Annotated in this window: 25 protein-coding genes; 8 read left to right on the forward strand and 17 right to left on the reverse strand. The window is 40.1% G+C overall.

The features are described 5' to 3' along the window. Window positions 1–7: 7 nt before the first annotated feature. The 6 genes from H5203_RS16475 to H5203_RS16500 form a co-directional block, all read right to left on the reverse strand. A complete protein-coding gene (locus H5203_RS16475; protein WP_182732200.1) occupies window positions 8–529 on the reverse strand; it encodes a YgjV family protein in 522 nt (173 codons plus the stop codon). A gap of 74 nt (window positions 530–603) precedes the next feature. Next, window positions 604–822: a DUF6500 family protein gene (locus tag H5203_RS16480; protein WP_145241061.1), complete on the reverse strand. Its 219-nt coding sequence runs from the start codon at window positions 820–822 to the stop codon at window positions 604–606. Between the two features lie 7 nt (window positions 823–829). Further along, window positions 830–1,270, reverse strand: coding sequence for a GNAT family N-acetyltransferase (locus H5203_RS16485; protein ID WP_182819995.1), 441 nt, complete (start codon window positions 1,268–1,270; stop codon window positions 830–832). A 37-nt stretch (window positions 1,271–1,307) separates the two neighbouring features. Then, window positions 1,308–1,724 (reverse strand): tetratricopeptide repeat protein, encoded by a 417-nt coding sequence (locus H5203_RS16490; protein ID WP_182734977.1) that lies wholly within the window; start codon window positions 1,722–1,724, stop codon window positions 1,308–1,310. A gap of 245 nt (window positions 1,725–1,969) precedes the next feature. Further along, window positions 1,970–2,431: a DMT family transporter gene (locus H5203_RS16495; RefSeq protein ID WP_182819996.1), complete on the reverse strand. Its 462-nt coding sequence runs from the start codon at window positions 2,429–2,431 to the stop codon at window positions 1,970–1,972. Window positions 2,432–2,440: 9 nt separating this feature from the next. Next, entirely contained in the window at window positions 2,441–2,875 is a 435-nt protein-coding gene (locus H5203_RS16500; RefSeq protein WP_182819997.1) for a DMT family transporter, read from the reverse strand. Between the two features lie 94 nt (window positions 2,876–2,969). On the opposite strand from H5203_RS16500, the gene H5203_RS16505 reads away from it, so the two are divergent. The 3 genes from H5203_RS16505 (at window position 2,970) to H5203_RS16510 (ending at window position 4,845) form a co-directional block, all read left to right on the forward strand. Beyond that, window positions 2,970–3,581, forward strand: a complete 612-nt coding sequence (locus H5203_RS16505) for a LysR family transcriptional regulator (protein WP_259401962.1) — start codon at window positions 2,970–2,972, stop codon at window positions 3,579–3,581. Between the two features lie 5 nt (window positions 3,582–3,586). Beyond that, window positions 3,587–3,808, forward strand: a complete 222-nt coding sequence (locus H5203_RS22970) for a hypothetical protein (protein ID WP_259401963.1) — start codon at window positions 3,587–3,589, stop codon at window positions 3,806–3,808. Between the two features lie 200 nt (window positions 3,809–4,008). Further along, window positions 4,009–4,845, forward strand: a complete 837-nt coding sequence (locus H5203_RS16510) for an AraC family transcriptional regulator (protein WP_145241073.1) — start codon at window positions 4,009–4,011, stop codon at window positions 4,843–4,845. A 10-nt stretch (window positions 4,846–4,855) separates the two neighbouring features. Here the strand turns inward: H5203_RS16510 and H5203_RS16515 are convergent, their stop codons facing one another. Continuing rightward, window positions 4,856–5,446, reverse strand: a complete 591-nt coding sequence (locus H5203_RS16515) for a LysE family translocator (protein WP_182819998.1) — start codon at window positions 5,444–5,446, stop codon at window positions 4,856–4,858. Window positions 5,447–5,630: 184 nt separating this feature from the next. Between H5203_RS16515 and H5203_RS16520 the strand changes: the two genes are divergently transcribed. After that, the gene (locus tag H5203_RS16520; protein ID WP_145241077.1) at window positions 5,631–6,035 is read left to right on the forward strand and encodes a YkgJ family cysteine cluster protein; all 405 of its coding nucleotides are present in this window, start codon (window positions 5,631–5,633) and stop codon (window positions 6,033–6,035) included. Window positions 6,036–6,364: 329 nt separating this feature from the next. Beyond that, the gene (locus tag H5203_RS16525) at window positions 6,365–7,882 is read left to right on the forward strand and encodes a DUF3360 family protein (protein WP_182819999.1); all 1,518 of its coding nucleotides are present in this window, start codon (window positions 6,365–6,367) and stop codon (window positions 7,880–7,882) included. 60 nt (window positions 7,883–7,942) lie between these two features. Here the strand turns inward: H5203_RS16525 and H5203_RS16530 are convergent, their stop codons facing one another. Both H5203_RS16530 and H5203_RS16535 read right to left on the reverse strand, forming a co-directional pair. Continuing rightward, window positions 7,943–8,815, reverse strand: coding sequence for an MYG1 family protein (locus tag H5203_RS16530; RefSeq protein WP_182820000.1), 873 nt, complete (start codon window positions 8,813–8,815; stop codon window positions 7,943–7,945). Window positions 8,816–9,149: 334 nt separating this feature from the next. Further along, window positions 9,150–10,220: a mechanosensitive ion channel family protein gene (locus tag H5203_RS16535; RefSeq protein ID WP_404936453.1), complete on the reverse strand. Its 1,071-nt coding sequence runs from the start codon at window positions 10,218–10,220 to the stop codon at window positions 9,150–9,152. 154 nt (window positions 10,221–10,374) lie between these two features. Here H5203_RS16535 and H5203_RS16540 point away from each other — a divergent pair, with 154 nt between their 5' ends. The 3 genes from H5203_RS16540 (at window position 10,375) to H5203_RS16550 (ending at window position 13,267) form a co-directional block, all read left to right on the forward strand. Next, on the forward strand, window positions 10,375–11,355 hold the full coding sequence (locus tag H5203_RS16540; RefSeq protein ID WP_145241085.1) for a YihY/virulence factor BrkB family protein: 981 nt from the start codon (window positions 10,375–10,377) through the stop codon (window positions 11,353–11,355). A 76-nt stretch (window positions 11,356–11,431) separates the two neighbouring features. Next, window positions 11,432–12,274 (forward strand): pirin family protein, encoded by an 843-nt coding sequence (locus tag H5203_RS16545; protein ID WP_182732207.1) that lies wholly within the window; start codon window positions 11,432–11,434, stop codon window positions 12,272–12,274. A 21-nt stretch (window positions 12,275–12,295) separates the two neighbouring features. Continuing rightward, the gene (locus tag H5203_RS16550; protein ID WP_145241089.1) at window positions 12,296–13,267 is read left to right on the forward strand and encodes a glutathione S-transferase family protein; all 972 of its coding nucleotides are present in this window, start codon (window positions 12,296–12,298) and stop codon (window positions 13,265–13,267) included. 90 nt (window positions 13,268–13,357) lie between these two features. Here the strand turns inward: H5203_RS16550 and H5203_RS16555 are convergent, their stop codons facing one another. The 8 genes from H5203_RS16555 to dkgB form a co-directional block, all read right to left on the reverse strand. After that, complete coding sequence (locus tag H5203_RS16555; RefSeq protein ID WP_145241091.1) at window positions 13,358–13,933, reverse strand: hypothetical protein; 576 nt, start codon at window positions 13,931–13,933, stop codon at window positions 13,358–13,360. Between the two features lie 105 nt (window positions 13,934–14,038). After that, on the reverse strand, window positions 14,039–14,830 hold the full coding sequence (locus H5203_RS16560) for a LytTR family DNA-binding domain-containing protein (protein ID WP_182740493.1): 792 nt from the start codon (window positions 14,828–14,830) through the stop codon (window positions 14,039–14,041). Continuing rightward, window positions 14,827–15,882: a sensor histidine kinase gene (locus H5203_RS16565; protein WP_246175609.1), complete on the reverse strand. Its 1,056-nt coding sequence runs from the start codon at window positions 15,880–15,882 to the stop codon at window positions 14,827–14,829. The genes H5203_RS16560 and H5203_RS16565 overlap by 4 nt, the downstream gene beginning before the upstream one ends. Window positions 15,883–15,943: 61 nt before the next feature. Then, entirely contained in the window at window positions 15,944–18,466 is a 2,523-nt protein-coding gene (locus H5203_RS16570) for a glycoside hydrolase family 3 protein (RefSeq protein ID WP_182820002.1), read from the reverse strand. Between the two features lie 49 nt (window positions 18,467–18,515). Then, window positions 18,516–19,292, reverse strand: coding sequence for a family 16 glycosylhydrolase (locus H5203_RS16575; RefSeq protein ID WP_182820003.1), 777 nt, complete (start codon window positions 19,290–19,292; stop codon window positions 18,516–18,518). A gap of 76 nt (window positions 19,293–19,368) precedes the next feature. After that, window positions 19,369–22,071 (reverse strand): TonB-dependent receptor, encoded by a 2,703-nt coding sequence (locus H5203_RS16580; protein ID WP_182820004.1) that lies wholly within the window; start codon window positions 22,069–22,071, stop codon window positions 19,369–19,371. A 697-nt stretch (window positions 22,072–22,768) separates the two neighbouring features. Beyond that, window positions 22,769–23,056: a putative quinol monooxygenase gene (locus tag H5203_RS16585; RefSeq protein ID WP_182718953.1), complete on the reverse strand. Its 288-nt coding sequence runs from the start codon at window positions 23,054–23,056 to the stop codon at window positions 22,769–22,771. Window positions 23,057–23,111: 55 nt separating this feature from the next. Then, entirely contained in the window at window positions 23,112–23,939 is an 828-nt protein-coding gene (gene dkgB, locus H5203_RS16590; RefSeq protein WP_182820005.1) for a 2,5-didehydrogluconate reductase DkgB, read from the reverse strand. Window positions 23,940–24,300: the final 361 nt, after the last annotated feature.

The raw sequence follows: 24,300 nt of genomic DNA on the forward strand, positions 1-24,300 counted from the left end.
TTCATTATTAACCGTGTTCAGTCAGCGCCTCACGGGTAAAGCGTTGTTTATGTAGTCTATAGATAGTCGATATATTAATAACAATTACAGTCGCTTCCAATAACACGCCGCCAATAGATCCAACAATTATATTATTTGCCAACCATAGGCACGATCCTGCAAACAGCAAAACACGCATTTTGATGCCCGTTAAGCAAAATAGTGCAAAACAACCCAAACAAGCGGCAACAATCGCAAGGTAATCCGTCCATTGCTGGGCTGTTAGATAACCGATAACCACGGTTAAAATAATAAAAATGGCTGCTATCCACACCGATTTTACCCGCATTGATACGGCTGTACGCCCCGCTGAAAATAAACAGCACAATGATGAAGTGATAGCATTGAGTAAATAAAAGTGCAGTGCATGATTTAGATTCATCACCACCATCATTATTTTTAAACGACGATCATCCTTTTGATAAAAGCACACCAATGCTAAAACAAAGCTGAGTAAACCAAACCCTTGGGCAATCCAACTATCAACCACCAGCACTACACCTCACTAAAATAAATATCTCAACCGCTATTGTGGTTAATATACAATCAAACATCTACACGCTATTACAGATTATTTTCAATCATGGTTTTAATGATCCGCGCTTTAACAAAGTGATCTAATTGGTGGGTTTGTATCCACCATGTCGCAGCTTCCATAAGTAATTCTGGATCATCATTTTTGTTGGCAAAAAAAGCATAAAACGACAGCCCAACATTATCTCCCTTCGCCGCTATTTTTTTGTCGCAAACTTGAATGATCTTAGTCCTTAATTCGTCGCGCATTACGGCGTTAACTCACTTCACTTTTTAAACTGCATTGCATTTCAATAAGTTGGTGTTCGCCAACTATTTCAACATCTTTAATATATTTAAAACCATAACTTTCGTAATAGCCTTGCAAATAGGCATGTGCATGAATTTCAATGATCTCAAGGCCAATTTTACCAGCATGTGATAACAAGGCATTAATAACCAATTTAGCAATGCCGGATCCTCGGTATTGCTTTAACACTGCAATCCTTGCCATAACGCCACACCGTCGATTACGTTTCACTAACCGCGCAGTAGCGACTAAAGCACCGCCATCTGTTACCACCACATGCACAGCTCGTTCGTCGAAACCGTCTAAATCTAACTGCTTAGGAATACTTTGTTCGATCACAAATACCTGCTGGCGAATAGCATGCGCTTGCGCAATCAGTTCAGGGCTAGTGCCTAGCGTAACATCCATTTATTGTGACCTCTTAAACATAATCAACGAGCTAATTTTACTGTAATTGTTGTAGTAGCTGAGCTATTTCAGCCTTCAGCGCTTTATCAGGAATTTTATTTGCGCTAACCTGCGCAGCTTGTAAACTTACGATAGCAGCTTCGGTTTGCCCTAGTTCAACATGCATAGTTGCCATCGCATAACCAATTGACGACATATAATCTTTCGCATTGATGGCGTTAGCTTTAGCTAATGCTTTTTCATAGATCAACAACGCATCGGCAAACTCATCGGTAAAATCAGCGAGCGTTTCCCACTGTACAGGATGATCTTTCTCAGTATTTTCATGCTCAATACACAGTGCTTTTAGCTGCCCATAGAGTGAATCGAACGTAACTTGATCTTGCTGCTGTGCAGCATTCATTAGCTCACCGGCTAAGTTCAATACTGATTTATACAGTTTTGTATTCATTATTCTTTCATTACCTTTTGTTAGAAATTACAGCCAAATTAACTATCTTGCATGGCTAAGAACAACAACTCAAAGCGAAACGAAAGAAAATACAAGGCCGAGAGCGTACTATTCTAATACACTCGAGACTAAAATGATTCATTCTAAAGCGTATCAAGCCTAAGGCAGGGAAAAAATCTCAGCTCAAATCAGGTGATAACCCCCCTGTTACAAGTTATCACCTCAGCCAAATTTTTATTGTTTCAAGGCTAACTCTCAGTTTTTGCTGTATCTTTACCACTTGCATGAATAAAATACAGCGCAATACCCAAACATATTACAGCGCCAATACGACTTGGCGAAAAAGCAATCACATCGTTACCAAGCCAACCAAAATTATCAATTAACATACTCATAAATAATTGACCGAATATTACCGCAACCGTTGCGACTGCGGTGCCAATTCGCTGCACAGCAAACATCATTATCACGATATAGGGTACTCCACACATTGCCCCTAATAATTGCCACTTTGGCACATCCAACAGGGTTAGCGCATGCCTAGGTTCAAAATAAAAGATAAGTAACCCGGTGATCAACGCACCCACCGAAAAGGTTAAAAATGCGCAGCGAAAAACACCTACTTTACTTCCTAATTGGCCATTAATGGCAGCCTGAATACTCAAGGTTGCACCACCAATCACCGCCAGAATTATCATAATTATAGTCATTAGCGTCCCCTAACCTTGTGCCATCAGAATTAATGCAATGACAATAAAAAATAGTGCCATAAGCCGTTTACGGTCAATCTGGCGATGTTGACTACCAAATAAACCATAATGATCTATCAGCAAACTTTTCGCTATTTGTCCCATCAAGATACTGATCATCGTTATAGCAATACCTATCACAGGTGCTGTGAACGTCAATATAACGACATAAACAGGCCCCAACACGCCACCTAACAATGTCCATGATGGTTGTTTGAAAAAAGATGGGCTATTCCGAGGACTAAAAAATAGCATCAACATAAAGGTAAGAGCAGCACCAACACCAAACACACTAAATGTGGCCCATAATTCTCCAACCTCACCACCTAAAGGGCCCAATAAGCCTGCTTCTACAGACAGCCCCATTCCTCCCATAACGACAATTAAAATCAAAATAAACTGCATGCAAATCTCCTATTAATAAGGAATAAATAATAACCTAGAGCTTTAACGCGAAAAATGGGATTATATAAGAAATACTTTTGCAGGATTTGCACAAATGAATGATTTCAGTTCGATCAATATCAGAGCGTTAAAATTTTTTATCGCCGTGTATAAATGTAAAAGCTTTTCTGTTGTTGCTCGACATGAAAATGTATCGCCTTCTATGGTCTCTAGAGTAATTTTGCAACTTGAAGATGCCCTTGGTCAGCAACTTTTTTACCGTAACACAAGAGCAATAATGCCAACCGAAGCGGGCCGAATTTTTCATGATTATGCGCGCTCAATGACCGAGCAACTCAACGAAGTACGTAACGAGCTGCAAGATAGAGCAACTCAACCCAAAGGGTTAATAAGAATTAATGCGCCGGTTTTTTTCGGACAAAAACACATAGCGCCTTGGCTTGGTGAGTTTTTAAATCGCTATCCGAAAATTCAAGTAGAGTTGACTCAAACCGATGATTTTATCGATCCGCATATTGATGCCGCTGACGTGATTTTTCGTATCGGATCTCTTGCAGATTCATCGTTACATGCTAAAATATTAGGACTGCAAACTTATCATTTAGCCGCATCCCCTGCTTATCTGAAAAAATATGGCACACCAAAAGTGCCGGCTGATCTTAGTCAGCATCAGGGCTTAATTTATCGCGGTTCATCGGGGCTTTGAACGACATGGGAATTGTATTATTCCCTGATTGGTTAATTGGTGAAAGCTTAAAAACAGGCGCTCTTGTTTCACTCTTAAGTGAATTTGCGCCAACAATAAAAACAGGACCACAAAACATTACTGCAATTTACCCTAATACACGACAACTACCGTTAAATGTTCGAGTATGTATTGATTACTTTAGTGAAGTTTATGGCAACCCACCGTACTGGAAATACCAAAATTAAGTATCTGCGTTATGCTCTAACGGGTGCAAACAGACCAATAGTGATACCTAAAAAAAACACACCCGCTCAGCACACAATTGCATGTAGCTAAGTGACGCAGTTACTCACTGATTTTTTGGTGAATAATTTAGTCTGAGGGTAGATTTATACACTACAACTAGGGGTATACTGGAAATAGGTTTTCAATTGTGGAAAATAGTATGCTCCCAACAACACACCCTATTTTTTGGCGCGACCCCGAGTTACCATTTGTAGAGCTGCGCCAAGTATTAGATGGCCGCAAAGTCACTTATGCTCCCCACTCCCACCAGCAATGGTCAATTGGCGCAATTTTAGCGGGGCAAAGTGAATTCATTTGTGAAGATCGTCTACATCAAGTAACACATGGTAATTTAGTATTAATGAACCCTGATGAAGTCCACGCCTGTAATCCAAAGCAAAACTCAGTGTGGGCTTATTACATGATGCATATAGATAAAAATTGGTTAGCAGCGTTATTGTTCGAGTCTGGCGTCACAAAGCAACAAAACTGGCAAGGAAGTCGCTTGGATACAGTGCTACTACCACAGCTTTATCAGGACTTTGTTATCTTGTGCCAAAACCTAATGACAAATACGTTTACCGCAGCACAAAAGCGCACGTTGCTAAGTAGTTACTTCGTGCAATTATTTACGTACCTTGATTGCGTTGAGCCATTACACGAGCAAACGTTATTACCTGCAAATAAGCTATATCAAGTAGCGAACTACCTGAATGAGCACTGTTTTGAAGACCAATCAATTAACGCAATCAGTAAACTTTTTGGCTTTAGCAGCAGTTATTTAGTGCGCGCTTTTAAACGTCATTTTAATATGACTCCGCACGCTTATCGGTTAAATCGTCGTATTCAATTAGGTCAGCAAGCACTAAAACAAGGCCAGCCAATAGCAAGTATCGCTCACAGTGCAGGCTTTAGTGATCAAGCGCATTTTCAGCGGGTCTTTAAACAACGCGTAGCGGCAACTCCCGAGCAATATCGCCGTACTTTATCACTGTAAATTAAAACCACTAAATCAATAATAAAAAGCAGCTGCCAGCCAGTAATAGTGCAAGAATTTTATTCATCACTCGCATTTTAGCTGGGCTTTGAAAATGCTGCCCGAGCCGTATACCTAGCCAAACCCAACAGCCAAGTGATAACCAACAAATAGGTAAATATAAACTTGCAAAAGTAACCAGTTCAAATCCTTGCGCCCCTGGACTATATGCTGCAATGCCTGATAAAGAAGCCAACCACGCTTTAGGGTTAAGCCATTGCATGATCACACCTGTCATAAAGGTAGGGGCATTTTGCTTAGCGTCAGCTGTGAGGCCGCCATCATCGATAAATAATTGATAACTGAGATAAAGTAAAAAAGCGATACCGAGCCACTGTAATACACCAGTGATCCAGACTAATTGCGCAATGAGATAATGCAAACTAAAACCAATAAACAAAAATAATGCAATGAAACCAAAGGTAGCACCAGTCACAAATATTAAGCCTCTTTTTGCCCCATATCGCGCACTACTACTTAACGAAACAAGGTTAACTGGCCCGGGTGATATAGACGCCGCCAAGGCAAATAGTGCCATTGAGATGCTCACTGATAAAGTCATAACGTATACTTAGGTTATTTAAAGTGGCGTTTATTATCTGTTGTTGCAATAAGCCATGTATTGAACAAAATTGACCTTGTTGTAAATAAAATAGCATCTGACAAATTACCCCTGCAAAAACACAGCTGCACTAAAAACAATCGGTGATACACTAGAATTAGTCCATCTTACAAATTAGCGAACCATGAAAGAATGTAATCAATGTGGTAAATGCTGTATTAAATACGGTGGTGGCGATCTGAGCGCCACGCAAGAAGAGATTGATCTATGGGAGATATTTAACCCCGAAATCTTTGAGTTCGTTAAAAATAACCAAATATGGCACGACCCACAATCGGGAGTAAAACTAAGCCAATGCCCTTTTCTTGAAATAGCCCCAAAAATAAATCCCCTCGCCGCAAATAAATATACCTGCAGTATTTATTTAGACCGCCCTGAAGATTGCCGCCACTATCCTAGCCTTATCACCGAAATGGTAAGAGACGAATGCGAAATGATTGAAGTAATCGATTTAGATAACTATAAAAAAGCACAAAGAAAACTAGATCTATTAATGCAAGACAGTCGCCCTGGCGGCTATACAGAATAAAACAGAGCTTAGCTTTGAGTGAGCTCCTAGCCATTAGACTAAAGACTTAGCACCCAGTAATTCATTAATGCATGCCGTATAACTGGCTTTTTCAAAGCAATAAACAACAAATATGAAAATAAGGTATTGATTATTAACAATAGAAATTAACTTTTGAATATTTTCTTCTCTGCTGGCTATACCTGCGCCAAGCTACTTTAATCCGTCATGCTCGACCTTTGCCTAATCGTAATTGATAAACCTCTACTTTATTCTATCGATTCAATATTCATTGCTTTATACAAGCTGTTTTTTTATTTTGAGTTAGCAACAATGTTGCAGGAGAATTCATGACAACCACGCCAAAAGATGACACGTCATCCCAAGCTGAGCAGGTAAGCGATACTCAAACCGTTTCCGATAGCTATAAAAATCTTCATAAACCAAGCTCTGAGTTTGCCAGTCGAGACGATTATCTCGAGCATGAACTGCAAATTATGCAACCAAAGCGCTGGCGTCCTAACTTGCCTTTTCGGGATTACCGCTTCGAATTTGAAGACACGATTCCCGCTATGGCAGGGACAATTGGTAAAGTTGTTATGGTAGGCGCTATTGCCGCCACCTTTGCCGCACCGCTTGGTTTAAGTGACGCCTTTGTGTTAGAAAACGTACGCTATGAGTTACTCATAGTGGCTATTTTTATCATCTTGTTTTCAGGTTTTATTTTACCCACTGCTAACTTAGCGGGAACCCACGGACCACTCATTCCATTAATTCCCATTGTTGTTGCAGCAGGCGGACACCCAATGGCATTCGGGCTACTCATTGGCGCCTTAGGGTTACTGCTTGCCATCAGTAAAGGCGGCAGCTTGTTGGCACGACTAACCAGTAAAGGGGTGTGCGGCGGATTATTACTTTACTTAGGATTCATAGGCACTATATCGCAAGTAAAGAAACTGTTTGCATGGGCTGAACAAATTCAAATGACCCACATTGCCTTCATCGTTATTTTGGCCACTATTTTACTGTACGCGCTACTCGAACATTTTAAAAAACGTTGGTTAGCTGTGCCGCTCAGCTGCCTTATTGGTGGTTTAACGGCCTTTACCTTAGGCGCGCCGTTTGAATTTAAAACCGCCCCCGGGTTACCAAATATGAACCCTATGTATTGGTGGGGTGAAAACACCGGTTGGATGTTAGGTTTGCCTACTCTTGAAAGCTTTGTAGTCGTATTGCCCTTTGCCATACTGGCAGTGGCCATGTGGTCGCCAGACTTTTTAGGCCATCAAGTATTCCAAAAGATCAGCTACCCAAAACGTACTGAAAAAGTGCAAATGAACATTGACGATACTATGCTCAGTGCATCAGTTAGACAAACCTTTGGCTCTATTTTAGGTGGGTCTAACTTCACCTCATCATGGGGCACGTATATTGTGCCTGCCGCGATTGCTAAGCGCCCTATTCCAGCGGGTGCAATTTTAACCGCACTTTTTTGTGTAATTGCAGGTATATGGGGTTATCCAATGGATCTCGCCATTTGGCAACCGGTACTGTGTGTGGCGTTAATAGTGGGTGTATTTATCCCTCTGCTTGAGGCGGGTATGGAAATGACTCGCGAAGGTAAAACCACGCAATCAGCAGCTATTGTGGTATTTGCTTCAACGTTAGTAAACCCAGCGTTTGGCTGGTCACTGACCATGCTGCTCGATAACTTAGGCTTAATTGGCTGTAAAGAGCGCAGCTCTGAGCTTACCCATATGAGTCGCTGGATCATTCCGCTGTTTATGTTTGTATTATTGACCAGTGTTATGGCCATGGTGGGCATGCTGCCAGGTATTCCAGCGTTGCTAGAAAACTTTAGGCACTAATACAAAAAGGGGGGAAGCCAGTACAGCGCTTCCCCCCTTTTTAATAACCGTGACTTAGTTTTATTCGTCTTGCAACGCCATAGCAGCAAGTTTCATGGTACTTACAAATGATTCTGCGCCTGCGATAAACAAGCCATTGTGGCAAAACATTGCGTCATCAATGCCCGTTTGCGCTTGAAATGCAGCATCTGATAAACCAGCCCATGCTTTTGGCAGTGACTTTCTGTCTTCAAATGAACCCGGTTCAACAGGCACCGTTTGCAAAATCCATTTGCCTGAATGCGATGGATAAACCATGTATAACGCTTCTTGCGATAAAGCATGCACGGTTTTTTTCCACGGCGTGTATTGCTCTAATACAATCACTCTTGCATCATCTGCGTTATCAATCGCTTTAGCGACGATTGCTTTAGCATTAATGCCGCCACTGGCTGCTGCAATAAAACGTGTTAAAACACGCGATGCAAATTCAACCGCCTCATCAAAACAACGATCAAAGTCACTTTCCTCTTGCCATGTTGGGTTAAACATTGAAATTGTTTGGCTAAGACTGATCCCTTTCGATACACCTTCAACATGACCGCAATCAATCGCATCAATGGTCGATACCAAACCGGCATCAACTGCATGCGCAACATCTGGGTCACCCTGACACAGCTCTAAACCATATTTTTGCCAAATTAAACCAAATGATGAGTATGGGATGCCATTTTCACGCTCACCGGCACCGCCACGTTGGTGATGATCAAAACGTCCAGCAGCTGGGTCATATTCGCCGCCAACATCAATCACTATGTCAGCTTGCGCGATTAATTCTAAATCACGGGTACGTATAAGTTTAAAAGTAGGAAGAATATGCCTAAGTGCGGCGATACTAAACACATCATCCGCATGAAAATTACCGTTATGAGTTGCTACTGTTATATCATTCATTTATTTAATATCATTTTAGAAAGGAGTAAGAAGACGGCGAAATTTAAACTGATCCGTTAGCACAAAATAGATAAGTCAAAATTACAAGCACAACAGTATACGCTATCGGCGAGCAGCCCACAAAAACAGTGAACCACTTTGTGGTAATTAATCGTCTAGAGGAAGATAAGCTACAGTAATAACAAAACAACAGTAGATTGATGGTAAAAACATAACCAATCCATACATGAACTGTCTTCAGTAAAACTTTCTCCTCGAGCGATACCTCAGTCTTTGCTAAATAAAATTGCCGAACCCACGGCCATTAAACTAAGTATATTATTTAAAGAGCAAGTTAAATAATATTGTTGCCTTGCTCAGGATCGCGAGAGCGCTCAGCTTGTTCACGAATTTCATCAGCATCACTGCTCACATCATCAATACCAGCATCCAGATGCGCAATCGGTTTGACTTTTTGATCTTGCGTAGTGGGTTGTTCCGGAGTCTTTTGTGCTTGCTCACTTGGTGCATTTAAAATAATCCGTTCACGAGCATCATCAGGCATACTAATACCATGCGCGTTAAAGCTATTAACCATTTCACGCATCAATTGCGACGCTACCTTAACCGGGCTGTTTTGCTCACTATTAACCCAAAAGTAAATACTGAGATTGATAGTGGCTGAGCCTAATTCATCAAGTAACACCTGTGGGGCCGGATCTTTTAGCACAGCAGCTTGTTTATCCATTAAACTCAGCGCTAACTGCTGAGTGTTACGTATATCGTTATCGTAACCTATGCCTATTTTATAGTGACCGCGCATTTTCGGATTAGCAGTAAGGTTTTTAATCACATTTTTATAAACAGTCGCATTAGGTATTTGAATATGATTACCATCAAAATCAACTAATGTGGTCGCCCGCGCAGTGACCTTTTTTACTACCCCTAAGCAGCTATCGACTTCAATAACATCATCAATACGAAAAGGACGTTGCACACTTAATAGCATGCTCGATATAAAGTTCTCTGCAATATCACGAAATGCAAAGCCTAAGATTAGCCCGACTAATCCAGTACCGCTCATTATCGCCACGGCAAATTCACTTAAGCCTGCTAAGCGTAAAAATAAATAAACTCCAAACAAAATGATCACAGTACTAATAAAGCGACGAGCAACAACATGCAATAACCGCCTTTCACTTACATAGCCAATAGGTTTCACTAATAAATAAGACACAGGCTTTGCTAAAAAATAGCACACGATTATTGCTGCTATACCTAAAGTGAGAGCGGGTAACATTTGCCAAGCACTTTGTAAAAAATGCGCAATTTGTGAGTTTATACCTTGCCAAGATACTGGCGCTAAAGGATCCGCGTTGGTACTCGTTGTTTGTATTTTTAATGCGCTAATAATTTGATTATTAATACTATTCATTATTTCCATATGTAACTCATGCGCTCTTTATTGATGAAACCATTAATTCTGTAGAAGCAAATTAAACGCCAACTTAAGCTGGCAAGCACCTTGCACCCTAACTTCTAATAAATAGTGACTAATAACCATCAGCAAGGAATAAAATATGGCACATAAACCACGTGGCTACACAGCAGATAAACCAACCGAGATCCCCTTGCTGGGCTGGTGGGATATCAGCAAGCGGGTATATCAAAGTATGTCGCAAGATAACTTATCCTTTGTTGCCGCTGGTGTCGCCTTTTACGCATTACTCGCTATTTTTCCAGCACTGGCAGCCTGTGTTTCGCTGTATGCTTATTTCGCCTCTACGGCGGATGTTAGTGAACAGATTAGTAAGTTTATTACTTTATTGCCACCAAGCAGCCGAGAAATCGTTCTACAACAGGTATCTGAAGTTACCCAACAATCACAAAAAGTGTTAAGTGTTAGTGCAATAAGCACGTTGTTATTAACCACATGGAGTAGCAGTAAGGGCTGCCAAGCACTGATCACAGCCTGCAATATTACCTACCATGAGCAAACCAAAAGGCAGTTTTTCAAAGCGCTTTTAGTGCGCTTTCTATTCTCTATTGGCGCTATATTGGTCGCAGTAATCGCATTATTAATCATTGGTATATTGCCTATCGCACTCAATATTGTTGGTCTAGAAAACAGTATCGATACGGTGATCAAATTACTCACTTGGCTATTACTAGCAGCGACTTTTCATTTTGCTTTAGCTTTTGTATATCGTTATGCACCCCATAGAAAAGCGGCAAAGTGGCGTTGGGTTACAACTGGTTCAGTAATGGCGACAGGACTTTGGATCATCGCATCATTAGGGTTTTCATATTATGTATCACAATTTGCCTCGTACAATGAAACGTATGGCTCACTTGGTGGTGTGGTGATCATGTTGATGTGGTTGTATATCAGCGCCTATATCATTATTTTTGGCGCTGCGATTAATGCCAGCACCGAACAACAAACCATGGTTGATAGCACCGTAGGACCTGCACATCAGTCTGGCAATCGCGGGGCTTTTGTAGCGGATAACCTAACGAAAAAACAAAAATCAGAACGTTCTGTTAAAACGAATGAATAGTGCTATTTTTACCCATGGTTGTTTAATTTTATTGTGTTTAAATAATACCATACAAGATTCGGAGCGGAGCAAAGCAATGAAAGTAATAAAACAACTCAATAGCCATGCAACCCAAGATGGTGATGGCGTAAATATTAGCCGGATACCAGGCTTTGATGGTAAGCATTTAGATCCTTTTTTAATGATCGACGAATTAAAATCCGACGATCACAGTGACTTTATGGGTGGGTTTCCTGCCCACCCGCATCGTGGTATCGAAACCTTTACCTACATTATTAAAGGCGGCTTTGAACACCAAGATCAAATGGGCAATAAAAAAGCTATTCGCGCAGGTGATGTGCAATGGATGAGTACCGGCTTTGGCGTTATCCATAGCGAAATGCCACTTGCCGATGCGATTGAGGGGATGCATGGCTTTCAAATTTGGCTCAATATGCCAAGCACTGAAAAGCTCAGAGCACCGAAATATCAAGATACTACTGAGCACCCTGCACCTGAACATAAAAATAGTCAAGGTGTTGAACTAAAAGCACTGGCTGGCAGTTGGCAATTTGACCAGCAAACTCAGGTTTCAAGCCTACAAGAACTAGCAGCCAATGGCATGCTAGCAGATGTAACATTACCTGTAGGCACTGAGTTTGCTCATCCACCACTGACACAAAGCAAGGTGATGATTTATATTCATACCGGCTCTATCAACACCGAACAAGGTGGTCCAGTAATGGCTGGCAGCCTACTTATTTTAGAGCCCGGTAGTGATATTAAATTTAGCTCGCAAAGCGGCGCTGGGGTACTTATTTTAGCCGGTGATCCGCTTAATGAACCTATTGCTCACATGGGCCCGTTTGTGATGAATACGCAAGATCAATTACGAGAAGCAATTAGTGATTACCAAAGCGGTAAATTTGGTAGCTTTTAAAACACGATATAGGAGTCAATTATGGGATTACTAGTCAACGGTAAATGGCAAGATAAATGGTACGACACCGATAAAAGCGATGGTGAGTTTAAACGCGAGTCTGCACAATTACGTAACTGGGTAACCAAAGATGGCAGCGCAGGCCCAACTGGTGAGGCGGGCTTTAAGGCACAGAAAGGCCGTTATCATTTATATGTTTCATTAGCCTGCCCATGGGCGCACCGCACCTTGATTTTTAGAAAATTAAAAGGCCTTGAAGACTATATTGATGTCTCTGTGGTTAGCCCAGATATGTTAAATAACGGTTGGACGTTTGATAAAAACAACCACAGCACTGGAGATGCACTTTTTGATAAACAATTTATGCATCAAATATACACCGAAAATAAAGCAGATTATTCCGGAAGAGTAACTGTGCCTGTGCTTTGGGATAAACAGCAAAATAAAATAGTCAGTAATGAATCTGCTGAAATCATTCGCATGTTTAACAGCGCCTTCAATGAGTTAACTGGCAATAAACTAGACTTTTACCCAAATAACTTGCACGCTGAAATCGATGCAATTAATGAGCTGGTGTACAACAACATTAATAATGGCGTGTATCGTACTGGGTTTGCGACCACTCAAAAAGCCTATGAAGAGGCATTTAATGACTTATTCACTGCATTAGACAAAGTCGAAAGTATTTTACTCAAGCAGCGTTATTTGGTGGGCAACACCCTAACCGAAGCAGATTGGCGATTATTCACCACTCTAATACGCTTTGACAGTGTGTATGTTGGGCATTTTAAATGTAATCTGCGTACTATCGAAAATTACCCGGCACTGAGTGAATACTTACGTGAGCTTTATCAAGTTGCTGGCGTTAAAGAAACCGTTGATTTTTATCATATCAAACGACATTATTATTTTAGTCATACCATGATCAACCCAACGCAAATCGTCCCTAAAGGGCCCAATATTGATTACGCTCGCGAGCATAATCGCGGTTAACCAATTTATACTACCCCTGCAAAATGGCAGGGGTAGTTTAGGCCTTTTTATAACCACCACAAATCACAATAATGCCTTTTAAAGCTTTGATCACCACTGTATTGTATTGATAATATAACCAAAATAACTTTTTTCACCGACCAGATTTACTCTTTTATTCTTGAGCGTTAATAATTCAGCTTTATCTAAATACCATCTTATTGAATGTATTTCTTCACTTGCTAAATCGGAAAACTTTAATTCTACGCAGTGCGGCTCATAGTCACTACTACATGTTGTTGCCTCAACTAATAAATATTCTTGCGACCAATACTCAGCCAATTGATAATTTGCCCATAACTGTATTGGGATATTAATGAATGTCCAAAAGTAAAAGTAAATAAACACTGGACTAAAAAGCAGCGTAAAATACTTAACTAAACGTCCCTCAGCAATAAAATGCTCATCTAAGCTTTCCTTCACTTGAGCAAAATTCTTATACTGACTAAAAAGGTAACCAATCGTCAGCACTGTCAGCGAGGGTAAAACCCATTGTAAAATAAAATTGTAATTAGCATTAGGGATAAATGCGGGATCCACACTTTCATACCAGATGAAAAAACCGCAAGGCATAAAACAGGTAATCAATAATATTAAAATAATCCAAAAAAGCTGAGGTTTTGCCATAGAAATTTAAAATCCTTATAAATTATGACCTGAGATAGCGTAACAAATGCCTATTATACAAACTGTTGCAGTTATAGTTTAATACTCTCAATATTAATATATTTATTATTTGAACAAACTCTTTAAATTTTTACTATAGGTACGACTGACTTTAAGTGTTTTACCACTTTGTAATACAGCCGTGTATTCAGAGTTTCTAAGTGGGTTAAGTTGCTTTATATGGCTTAAATTTACAATCGTTGATTTATGTATTCGCAGGAAATCTTCAGGCAAGGTGTTTTTTTCAAGCTCTTTTAAACGCGCCCGCATTACGTGTGTTTCAGCAGGTGTGTGTACACACATATAATCCCCCGCCGCATCAATCCATAAAATATCTTTAAACGGAATAATTTGAATTGGGTTTTTAGCATCTTGAATAACTAAATTCTCAGCTTCAAACTTATAGTCAGAATTACCCGCCACTTCAAGTGGTTGCGATTCATTGATCACCAGCGATTGGTGCACTTCAATAAGTTCGGTTTTTCTGTTTAGCTTTTGGGTTTTAATAACTCTTTCAATGGCTTCTGCAAGGCGAGCTAACTTAACGGGCTTAAGTAAATAATCCAGCGCCCTCACCTCAAAAGCTTTAACAGCATGTTGATGAAATGCCGTAACAAAGATAACCGCAGGGCAGCTCTCTGGTTGAAAATGTTTAATTAATTCAAAACCTGACTTTGTTGGCATTTCTATATCTAGAAACACTAAATCTACATCATATTCGTTAAGTACTTTAATTGCTTCATCAACACTTTGTGCACTGCCAATCACTTCAATTTCAGCAAAGGCTTCTAAGCGAATACGCAAACCTTCAATAGCACTGTATTCGTCATCAACGAGTAACGTTTTTAATTGAATCATGATTGCAAACCATTAATTGGAAGAGAGATACAAAACCACGCACCACCGGTAGTCGCATTGCCTTTTTCAATTCGGTGACTATTACCATATATTAATTTTAAGCGTTGCTCACAATTAGCCAAGCCGATGCCTCTTTTGGTTTTTTTATTATCATCAAAGCCTTTACCAGTATCAGCAACTTTAATGAGCAATGCGGATTTTGTTTTTTCAACATTAATTGTGATCACCATTTTTTGATCTGCTCGCATACCATGTTTTAACGCGTTTTCTACCAATGGTTGAATTAATAAAGAAGGTATTAATAAATCGTTGCATGGTTCATCAACGCTAATATTAACCTCTAGCTTGTCAGCAAATCGGCATTGCTCTATATCTAAGTAGGTTCTTAACATTGCGATTTCTTCTTTGATAGCTACTTTTTCAAGTGGGTCGGTATATAAACTATGGCGCAATAAGTCACATAGTTTTTCAAGCATGTTTACTGCCTGCAAGCTTTCTTTTTTCAATATTAACGTGCAAATGGCGTTAATACTATTGAACATAAAATGCGGGTTAAGCTGATATCGAAGCATTTTTAGCTGTGACTCTTTCGCTAAATGGGTAGCTTCTGCGGCCTTTTGAGTTTGCTCAAGATTATCTAAATAAATTTTGATCCCGTAATAAAAGGCAGTCCATGTTGAAAGCATGGTTAACGAGGCTGACGTCCATGTACCAAAGTCAAACCATGACATTGAAAGCCACCAGTTACCATATAACCACTGCAAGGAAATCCATTTAATTTGCGTCCAGAGTAATGTTGCAATTAGAAGCAGCATAATACGTAACGCGACTTTAACTTTGAGCTCTTGCTGACTAAAACAGTTGTAAAATCGTCTTAACGTTAAAGTGATCAAAAAGCCACACGCTACATCAATAATTAAATGCGGTATATGTATTGTCCATGGCTCTTCGCTTGGTATTTTTATCATTAATTCGGTCAGCATTGCATAGACAATCCAACCACAACTTTGGAATAACCAGAACAACTGACTTCTAGGGTTATTACTATTCACATTATTAAATCCAATGTTATAGGCTGTTGATTAATAAACGTTAATCAACAGCCATAGGGTATTACTTTGCACACGTTAATGATAATGAGTCATTACTCGGTTTTATAGTCAACGCCACATCAGCAATTGCTAAACTTAAATTTTGACTAGTAATGCGCAGCGCGTCTGTTATTTTTTGCTCAGCAAGTCCGCTATCATCACAGTGCAGAGGGATTGCTAGAGTATGCCAACTTTTGTCTGTCATTAATTGTGAAAACGATGAAAAATCAATATTCCTTAAGCAATGATTTTCTCTACACATGACTTGCAAGTTTGCTCCTTGTTCAGGAGCTTTATCTATGCGCATTTTTAATTCAAGGTAACCTGCACTAAATTTACTATCTAGCTGTTTAGGCTCTAGGTAACTCAAGCTAACAGCGGCTTGTGCGCGCCAATTAAAGCCACGGCCATCTTCTTGATAAGATAAATTGACTGATTGCATAAGTAAACTTTGTTTATCGCCACTGGTTGCTGATGCACCGCTGGCTAACACCTTTTCTGTGCTTGTATCTGCCAGTTGCCAAGTCATATTTTTGGCTAAGTTTCTTACAAACAGGGGATGTGAGTCACTATTAACCATTTTTTTAGGGCTGGTTTTCTCACTCAAAACAGGCACATTTATTTTGTCCTGATAAGTTAAGCCATAGCCATAAGCAAATAATGGATCATAGTCAGCATTTTTTAAGTTTAACGTAAATTGGTCATCATATTTAGGCCATGAAAAACTCAACTTACCGCTGAAATCAAACTGGGCTTTACCTTCGCTATTAGTTAATAGTACATCTGCAACGCCCTCACCTTCAGAGCCTGGTAGCCAAGCAGCAACAAAGGCATCCGATGCATTGAGCTCTTTATTAACCCACAACGGGCGGCCGCTTAAAAATACCGTTACTACAGGAATATTATCAGCTTTAAGCTGCTTTAATAACGCAAGTGCATGTTTAGTTTCATGCTGAAACTCAAGCATCTCGATGTCACCAAACCATTCTGCATAAGGTTCTTCACCAATAACAACAATGGCTACATCTGGCTTGGTTTTATACTCACCAGACTCGCTCAAAGTGATCTCACCACCCGCTTTTGTTACTTGCGACTGTAAACCCGCATAAATAGAGGTTGCATTTGGAAAGTCACTATTGGTATTGTCTGTGCCCTGCCAAGAAACACTCCAGCCTCCTGCTTGCATATTGATTGCATTTGCGCCTTTGCCGGCAACTAAGATGCGGCTACTCGCTTTGATTGGCAGCACGTTTTCGTTGTTTTTTAATAGAACGAGTGACTTACGAACCGCTTCTCTTGCCAAAGTGCGATGCTCATTAGCACCTAACCACTGCGGGTGTTGTGATTCAGGTCGCGCTGATGGTTTGCTCTTCGAAAACACACCCCAGCGGATTTTAGCCCTTAAAAAGCGCCTAACGGCATCGTTAATTCTTGATTCTGCGATTACACAGTCTTTCACTTGCTTAACAGTATTATGATAAAACGCTTCAAAATGCTCTGGTACCATGATCACATCAACGCCGGCGTTAATTGCTTGCGCACATTGCTCTAAATCGCAGCCTTCTACAAACTTGTGAGCATTCCAATCACTGACTACAAACCCATCAAAACCAAGTTGGTTTTTAAGTACATCCGTTAATAAATGTTTATCGCCATGTACACGTTTGCCATTCCAACTATTAAATGATGCCATCACTGATTGCACACCTTCATTAATAGCCGAAAAATAACCTGCGCTGTGAATATCTCTTAATCCTTTTTCATCGATAAGCGTATTTCCGCGATCAACGCCTCGCTCTGTACCACCATCGCCCACAAAATGTTTTGCGGTTGCAATACGGTTACTGCCTTTTAAAAAGTCAGCGTCTATATCACCTTGAATACCTGTCACCATACTACCTGCATACAGCCTAACTAATTCAGGGTCTTCTGAGTAACTTTCATAGGTTCTGCCCCAGCGATCATCTCTGACTACAGCGACAGTAGGAGCAAAACTCCATTCAATCCCAGTGGCTGAGACTTCTTTCGCTGTTGCTTGGCCTATGCGCTTAATTAAGTCGGCATCATGCGCAGCTCCTAAGCCAATATTGTGCGGAAATAACGTAGCGCCATACACATTGCTATGTCCATGCATGGCATCAGTACCCCAAATAGTCGGTATTGCAATACCGTCTTTCGTTGAGTCCATTGATGCTAGGTACATTTCATCGGCATATTTTAACCATGTGGCCTGATCAGCGCGTTTGTCGCCATAGGGCGCTGTATTACCGCCATTTAGGTATGAACCAAACCCATATTTGCGCATTTGTTCAACACTTAAATAACCAATTTCGGGCTGAATCATTTGCGCCACTTTTTGCTCTATGGTCATCTTTGCCAGTAGTTGTTCAATTTGCGCTTCTACAGCGGGATCGCGTTTAAGTTTAGTGTTTACATAAGGCCAGTTGACTTGCTCACGCTCTGCACTGAATGAATATTGACAAGTAAGCGCCCCAACTACGGGCAATAAGCAAAATAATAATTTAGAATATTTGATTTGAGACATTAAAAACCTTCGAGATTAAATTCTATTTATAGATACAAACTTCTTAATTTTATTGGGGAATGTACTCAATAAAATCATAGTACGCCCACGAAGGGCTGCCATAGTATTGACCAGGGAAGTAATAGCCTTCGGTTGAGTTATCACCATTCCATTGGTTAATCATTATTTTTGTATTATCCATCGGCCATGCATACGCGGGAATTTCATTTTCAGCTAAATGACCATCGCCATTGTCTTTGTATACCATCCTAATTGTTTGCTCATTTCCTTGAGCGTCGTAAAGGTACCAACGAATCGAGTTGCTAGACCAATCAAAGCCAATAGTTAATAAGTTTTCTCTGTAATCAAGCCCAAACTGACTTAAGTCGATGTCCTTTTCCCAGCTTTGATAAGTGCCGCCTTGCGGCTGGTAAATCACATTGGTATGAACAACGTTCCCAAGGGAGGGTAAAAGCTCAATATCTATCTCTTGCCATGCTCTGCCGGGTGAATCCCACCACGATGTGTAAGTAAAAATGGAAGACACAGTGCCTTGCGTATTCCCTGACTTAACACTGCCTTGCACCTTGCCAAAGCCATAGAAATTATTACTTTGCAGCTCAGCACATGCGCCTTGTGATAATGAAAGCGTGATCCCCTGTTGGCTTGGGTTAATCATTGCAGGGGCAAATTCACAGCCAAAAGGCGAGCCATTGTCGCCACTTCGCGCATTCCAAATGGTATTATCGTAACCCCATGAAAAATTATCTTTAAAATAATTGGCATATGTAAAAGGTGAGATAAACACACAACCTGCAACTAACGAGCTAATAAGCTTAGTTTTCATTATTGATCCTTATTTAAATTGTATACCTCCCACAGTGGTATATTGACTGTGGGAAGTTTAATTGTGGTTAGGTTATCTAGAATGAAAAACCAGCTCTTACACCGTAATACCTTGGCATACCAAAGCTGCCTTTTGGAATTCCTTTGCTAGTATTATTCCAATATTGAATAGTTTCATCAGAGGCATTATTAACGAATACTTCTGCGTACCAGCTTTGTCCTTGCGGCTCATATTTAATTGACGCATTATAGACTGCAAATGCATCTCGGCTATCGTCAATGTATTTTGTCGCCTCGTCCGACACGCTAAAGTCCATATCATCTAAGTGTTTATCAACATTCCATACTGTTGAGTACGATTCATCTTTCCAGCTCGCATTAAGCCAACTATGGATAAAACCATATTCACCTAAATCAAATGTATGTGTGTAGCTGATGTTTGCCGTGAACTTAGGCGTCATCGCTAGGTTATTGCCTTTAAGATTAGTTGATAGCAGTGTATTTTCAGGATTTTTTGATTCCTCATAAGAAATATCAAAAAGATACTCAGCATCGTAATCCCACTTAGTATTCCAATCGTCCGTCACTTTGGCATCGGTCCAGGTTACATAACCGGTGATACGCCCGCTTGGATATGGCTTCCAATCAAACTCAAGCTCAATACCTTTGATTGTTGAACTAGGAACATTTTGTGTGTAATAAGCAATCACAGGCTTGTTTTGAAAATCAAGTACAGGCTCGCCATTGCTATCTAAAACGGGAGAGCCATCTTCATCTTCTACCACAGATAAACGTTCTACGTTACCGATTGAGCCCACTGATGCGTATTGCATGTCGGTGTAATCTGTGTAGAAAAACGCGGCTTTTAAGTTTAATGAGTTATCAAAAAAGCTCGATTTAGCGCCAAGCTCCCATGTAAGTACTTCTTCTGGGTCGAACTTAGTTTCAAAGCGTGTTACGTCGCCGGTTCTATCATTTACGACTTCATATACATCACCAATTCCGCCGGCTTTAAAACCACTGGCAAGATAGGTATAAACCATCGTTTCAGGTGAAATGTCGTAGTCTAAACCAACACGAAAGTCATGATGCTGCCAACTTCCTTTATTATCGTTTGCAAAGTATGACGCATAAATTGAAGGATCTTCGTAGTAATCAACTGGTAAGTTATTTAGATCTGTTCTATTTAACCAACCAACAGCGCAACCATCGGCATTAGAGCAGCGGTATGTTTTGCCTCCTTTATCTTCTTTCGTTTCATCACTAAAACGATAACCAAGTGTTAGATGTAATTTTTCAGTTAAATTGTATGTACCTTGGCCAAACAAAGCGAATGCGTCTGTAGAGCGATCAGGTTGATCCCAAAAGGCTTTATCGTCCATTGGGTTATCGTAATAACCTAAGGTCGTGGTTTTTTCGTGGAAATAGTTAGCACCAACAATCCAAATAAAATCGCCGTATTCGTCAGATTGTAATTGCACTTCTGTAGAAAAAGATTCAGCACCAGTGCCATCTAAAAAGTACGTTGCCCCATCCCAAGGATCGAGGCCGACTTCGCTATCTTGTGCTGAAGAGCGTTCCATATCCTCATAGCCAAGTAGCCACACAAGCGAATATTCATCATTTATATCGTAGTTAAGGGTATTTCTAAGATAGGTGATATCTAAATTAAGCTTACCAGGCACATTCACAACAGCTTGATATGTATTATCACTGGGTAAAAAGTTTGTGCAATCGCCGCCCAGCTCTTCACTTCTACCGCGAATTTTATCGCAATTAACTAAATCGAGATTATTGTTGCTGTTATTAACGTACTTTTGAAAAACGGTATGATTTGAAAAGCCACCATCTAACGGCTCCCAAAGCGTACTAATTCTAAAAGAGTATTCATTAGCGTTGTTATAAAAGTCGTCTTTTTCTGCGGGGGTTAATTGGCGAACTTTTTGTGCCTCTGGATTTGTGCCTGCGCCATCAATCCACCAGTTTTCTCGCTGCGTGACTGTTTGACCAATACCCTGATAAGAATCCTCTGATATAACAGGAGCATTGAGTATATCGTCGCTTAATCGTCTTGAGTCGTATTGGTTAGGATCGTAGTAACCCTCAAGGTAAGAATCTCGTTTTAATCCTTTGCCAGAAAACCGTACTGCAAATTCGTCATTAATTGGAATATTAATTACGCCATCAATATTTTTGCTGTTGTATTTTCCTGCTTCAACGTTTACATTGCCATATAAATGAGTGAATTCAGGCTTTGCTGAAATAACATTAATGCTACCAACTGTAGAGTTTCGACCAAATAATGTGCCTTGTGGCCCCCTTAATGCCTCAACTCGTTCAATGTCATACATCAGAGCTAGCGCTCCTTGCATTCTTGGCGAATAAATACCGTCAAGGTGAACGCCAACAGCAGGGTCGCCAAGCTCAGTAATATTGGTAGAGCGTACGCCACGCATCGAGATAACAGGTGCTGATTGATCCGTCGCTGTGGAGATATCTAACCCTGGCACTAGATTAGCAATATCTTTAACACTATTTACGCCATTTTGCCTGAGCTCAGCCTCCGTTAATGCTGTAATAGCAACAGGGGTTTCCATTAACTTTGTTTTACGTTTGGTTGCTGTTACAGAGATAACCTCTAAGGAGGTACTTTGTTCTTGCGCAGTGTTGCTTTCATTAGTATTTGTTGGATTATTCGTAGCAGCTTGTTGGGCATGTAACGGGAATGAGCAAGCTAATACTACGGCAATTGATAATGCTTTTTTATTTATTGTGTGCATATTCGACCTTTTGATGTGTGTGTAAAACGTTAAGCTTTGTTACTTTTATTTAACAGTCTCACAGTATCCATAGGGTCTTTTTTGATTACTAGTCAAATACGCTAAGGCGAGTTAGATATAATACAAGCCGAAATTAAATCTTGGACAATAAATAAACTGACTCATTGATTTAGTATCAACAGTCAAAAAACTTAAAAATTTATTGCATGAAAGTAAAACTGACCACCGATGCCATAAACACAAATAAAGCAGATATAATCAGTGAGCGATGAAAAATACCATGGCATAACTTTATATACCCAAAAACGCAGGTCAATACATTAGGTAAGTTATCAAGGCTCACTCATTGTCACATGCTAAGGCGTGATTAAAGCCATGCTTAACATGCTAAGCTCGATATAAAATACGTGGCTTTAAACACTGCCCCTATATACCCAAACCACCTTAAGATGCGAGTTTCAGTTGGAATTAAAAGCGATTTAGGCAAGGCATTGATTGCAAATAATAGTGGTTCTATTGTTAAAATCAATAACGCAGTATAAATCGCTTTTAAACCAACCCTTTGGGCGTTTCACAGGCACTTACTCTCAGCGTTGTTACTTCTTAAAAGGGACGGCCATTCTTGCAAAGTAACGCCTTGATATTAAGCACCTGTGAAACGCTGAATTCTGCATCTTGAGGTGGTTTGGGTATATTATTAACCAATCGTTTTATACACATCAATATTACTGTGAATAAGTAGATCACCAGCCTGCTCACCAAACATTTTAAAATGCGGCGCTAACTTATGCTCTTCAAAGTGCTCATTTGTAGCCCATTGTTCAGTTACAATGTAATCTGTTTGCGTGTCATTATTTTTCACAGCCAGCTCGTAGCGCAAACACCCTACTTCTTTGCGCGATAACTTTTGTAAGTTATCAAGTGCACTAAGTAACGTAGCTGCATCAGCGTTTTTACATGACAGCATTGCTATAACGGTTAACATAGTTATTCCTTTGCATTAAAAAGTGCAGACTCACTGCACTTTATATTGAACACGCTTAAAACGTGTCTTGATCCCACTGCGGTGCAAAACTTGGGGTTGCTTGACGGTCGCCGCAATCGAGAGCATCAATACGCGCAATGTCTTCTTCATCAAGTTTTACGGCTTTATCATTAAAGTTATCTTCAAGATTTTTACGCTTAGTTGATGACGGAATGGTCGTCATACCCTTGGCGTTTACCCATGCAATAACCACTTGTGCAGGGCTTGCATCATGCTTTTTAGCAATATCAATAATGGTATGATCGTTTAACACTTTACCTACCACAAATGGCATATAGGCGGTGACATGAATGTCATGCTGCTGACAAAAAGCACGTAACTTGGTATTGGTTAAATAAGGGTGTACTTCTATTTGGTTGGTGAATATTTCACGTGAGTCCAGTGTTTGCATGGCTTCTTTTAAATTCGCAATAGTGAAGTTCGATACACCAATATGCTTAGTTAATCCAAGCTGCTTTGCCGTTAATAACTCAGTTAAATACTCGCTCATTGGTTCATCGTTTGATGGCGCAGGCCAATGGATCAACAATAAATCGACAGAATCGAGTTGCAGCTTGTTAAGAGACTCTTTCACACTGGCGATAAAATCGCTTTTATTCAGTTTGTTATTCCACACTTTGGTGGTAATAAATAGCTCGTTTCTAGGGATATTGCTGTCTTTTATCGCTTGGCCAACTTGCTCTTCATTGCCATAAATCTGTGCGGTATCAATATGGCGAAAGCCAACTTCTAATGCCATTTTTACAGATTCATAAGCTGTTTTTCCTTCTAAGCGGAATGTCCCCATGCCTAAGTCTGGCATTTCAATTACACGTTGTGTCATAACTTTATCCTTATAAAAATAATCGGTTTAAATACAAACTTATTAGATTTCTAACCTAAGTTTTTCGAAATACACCTGTTACTTTGTTCATTTAAAATTTTTGACCTCGTAAAAGGTATGAGGCCATTAACCTTAGTTTCAAGGGCTAGAGCCTGTTTATCTTTCACAGTTACTTTTACATCCGTATGTTTGGTTTTTAGATAAGCCAGTATTAATGTAGCTAGAGAGCCAGAATACAGGGCAAGATCACGAACTTTACCTTGACTTAAAAGTATGATCTTATACTCCTTTTTAAGGAGCCCCCATGCCTGATATTCAACTATTTAAATATTTCGAATCAATTGCCGACCCTCGCCAGCAG

This window comes from Pseudoalteromonas sp. SG41-1, assembly GCF_014164575.1.
GTDB lineage: Bacteria > Pseudomonadota > Gammaproteobacteria > Enterobacterales > Alteromonadaceae > Pseudoalteromonas > Pseudoalteromonas rhizosphaerae.

Excerpts from the sequence above, each read along its gene's own strand:
- H5203_RS16480 (WP_145241061.1), bottom strand. The coding sequence starts at position 822 with ATGCGCGACGAATTAAGGACTAAGATCATTCAAGTTTGCGACAAAAAA.
- H5203_RS16485 (WP_182819995.1), bottom strand. The coding sequence starts at position 1,270 with ATGGATGTTACGCTAGGCACTAGCCCTGAACTGATTGCGCAAGCGCAT.
- H5203_RS16495 (WP_182819996.1), bottom strand. The coding sequence starts at position 2,431 with ATGACTATAATTATGATAATTCTGGCGGTGATTGGTGGTGCAACCTTG.
- H5203_RS16500 (WP_182819997.1), bottom strand. The coding sequence starts at position 2,875 with ATGCAGTTTATTTTGATTTTAATTGTCGTTATGGGAGGAATGGGGCTG.
- H5203_RS16505 (WP_259401962.1), top strand. The coding sequence starts at position 2,970 with ATGAATGATTTCAGTTCGATCAATATCAGAGCGTTAAAATTTTTTATC.
- H5203_RS22970 (WP_259401963.1), top strand. The coding sequence starts at position 3,587 with ATGGGAATTGTATTATTCCCTGATTGGTTAATTGGTGAAAGCTTAAAA.
- H5203_RS16510 (WP_145241073.1), top strand. The coding sequence starts at position 4,009 with ATGCTCCCAACAACACACCCTATTTTTTGGCGCGACCCCGAGTTACCA.
- H5203_RS16515 (WP_182819998.1), bottom strand. The coding sequence starts at position 5,446 with ATGACTTTATCAGTGAGCATCTCAATGGCACTATTTGCCTTGGCGGCG.
- H5203_RS16520 (WP_145241077.1), top strand. The coding sequence starts at position 5,631 with ATGAAAGAATGTAATCAATGTGGTAAATGCTGTATTAAATACGGTGGT.
- H5203_RS16525 (WP_182819999.1), top strand. The coding sequence starts at position 6,365 with ATGACAACCACGCCAAAAGATGACACGTCATCCCAAGCTGAGCAGGTA.
- H5203_RS16530 (WP_182820000.1), bottom strand. The coding sequence starts at position 8,815 with ATGAATGATATAACAGTAGCAACTCATAACGGTAATTTTCATGCGGAT.
- H5203_RS16540 (WP_145241085.1), top strand. The coding sequence starts at position 10,375 with ATGGCACATAAACCACGTGGCTACACAGCAGATAAACCAACCGAGATC.
- H5203_RS16545 (WP_182732207.1), top strand. The coding sequence starts at position 11,432 with ATGAAAGTAATAAAACAACTCAATAGCCATGCAACCCAAGATGGTGAT.
- H5203_RS16550 (WP_145241089.1), top strand. The coding sequence starts at position 12,296 with ATGGGATTACTAGTCAACGGTAAATGGCAAGATAAATGGTACGACACC.
- H5203_RS16555 (WP_145241091.1), bottom strand. The coding sequence starts at position 13,933 with ATGGCAAAACCTCAGCTTTTTTGGATTATTTTAATATTATTGATTACC.
- H5203_RS16560 (WP_182740493.1), bottom strand. The coding sequence starts at position 14,830 with ATGATTCAATTAAAAACGTTACTCGTTGATGACGAATACAGTGCTATT.
- H5203_RS16570 (WP_182820002.1), bottom strand. The coding sequence starts at position 18,466 with ATGTCTCAAATCAAATATTCTAAATTATTATTTTGCTTATTGCCCGTA.
- H5203_RS16575 (WP_182820003.1), bottom strand. The coding sequence starts at position 19,292 with ATGAAAACTAAGCTTATTAGCTCGTTAGTTGCAGGTTGTGTGTTTATC.
- H5203_RS16580 (WP_182820004.1), bottom strand. The coding sequence starts at position 22,071 with ATGCACACAATAAATAAAAAAGCATTATCAATTGCCGTAGTATTAGCT.
- H5203_RS16585 (WP_182718953.1), bottom strand. The coding sequence starts at position 23,056 with ATGTTAACCGTTATAGCAATGCTGTCATGTAAAAACGCTGATGCAGCT.
- dkgB (WP_182820005.1), bottom strand. The coding sequence starts at position 23,939 with ATGACACAACGTGTAATTGAAATGCCAGACTTAGGCATGGGGACATTC.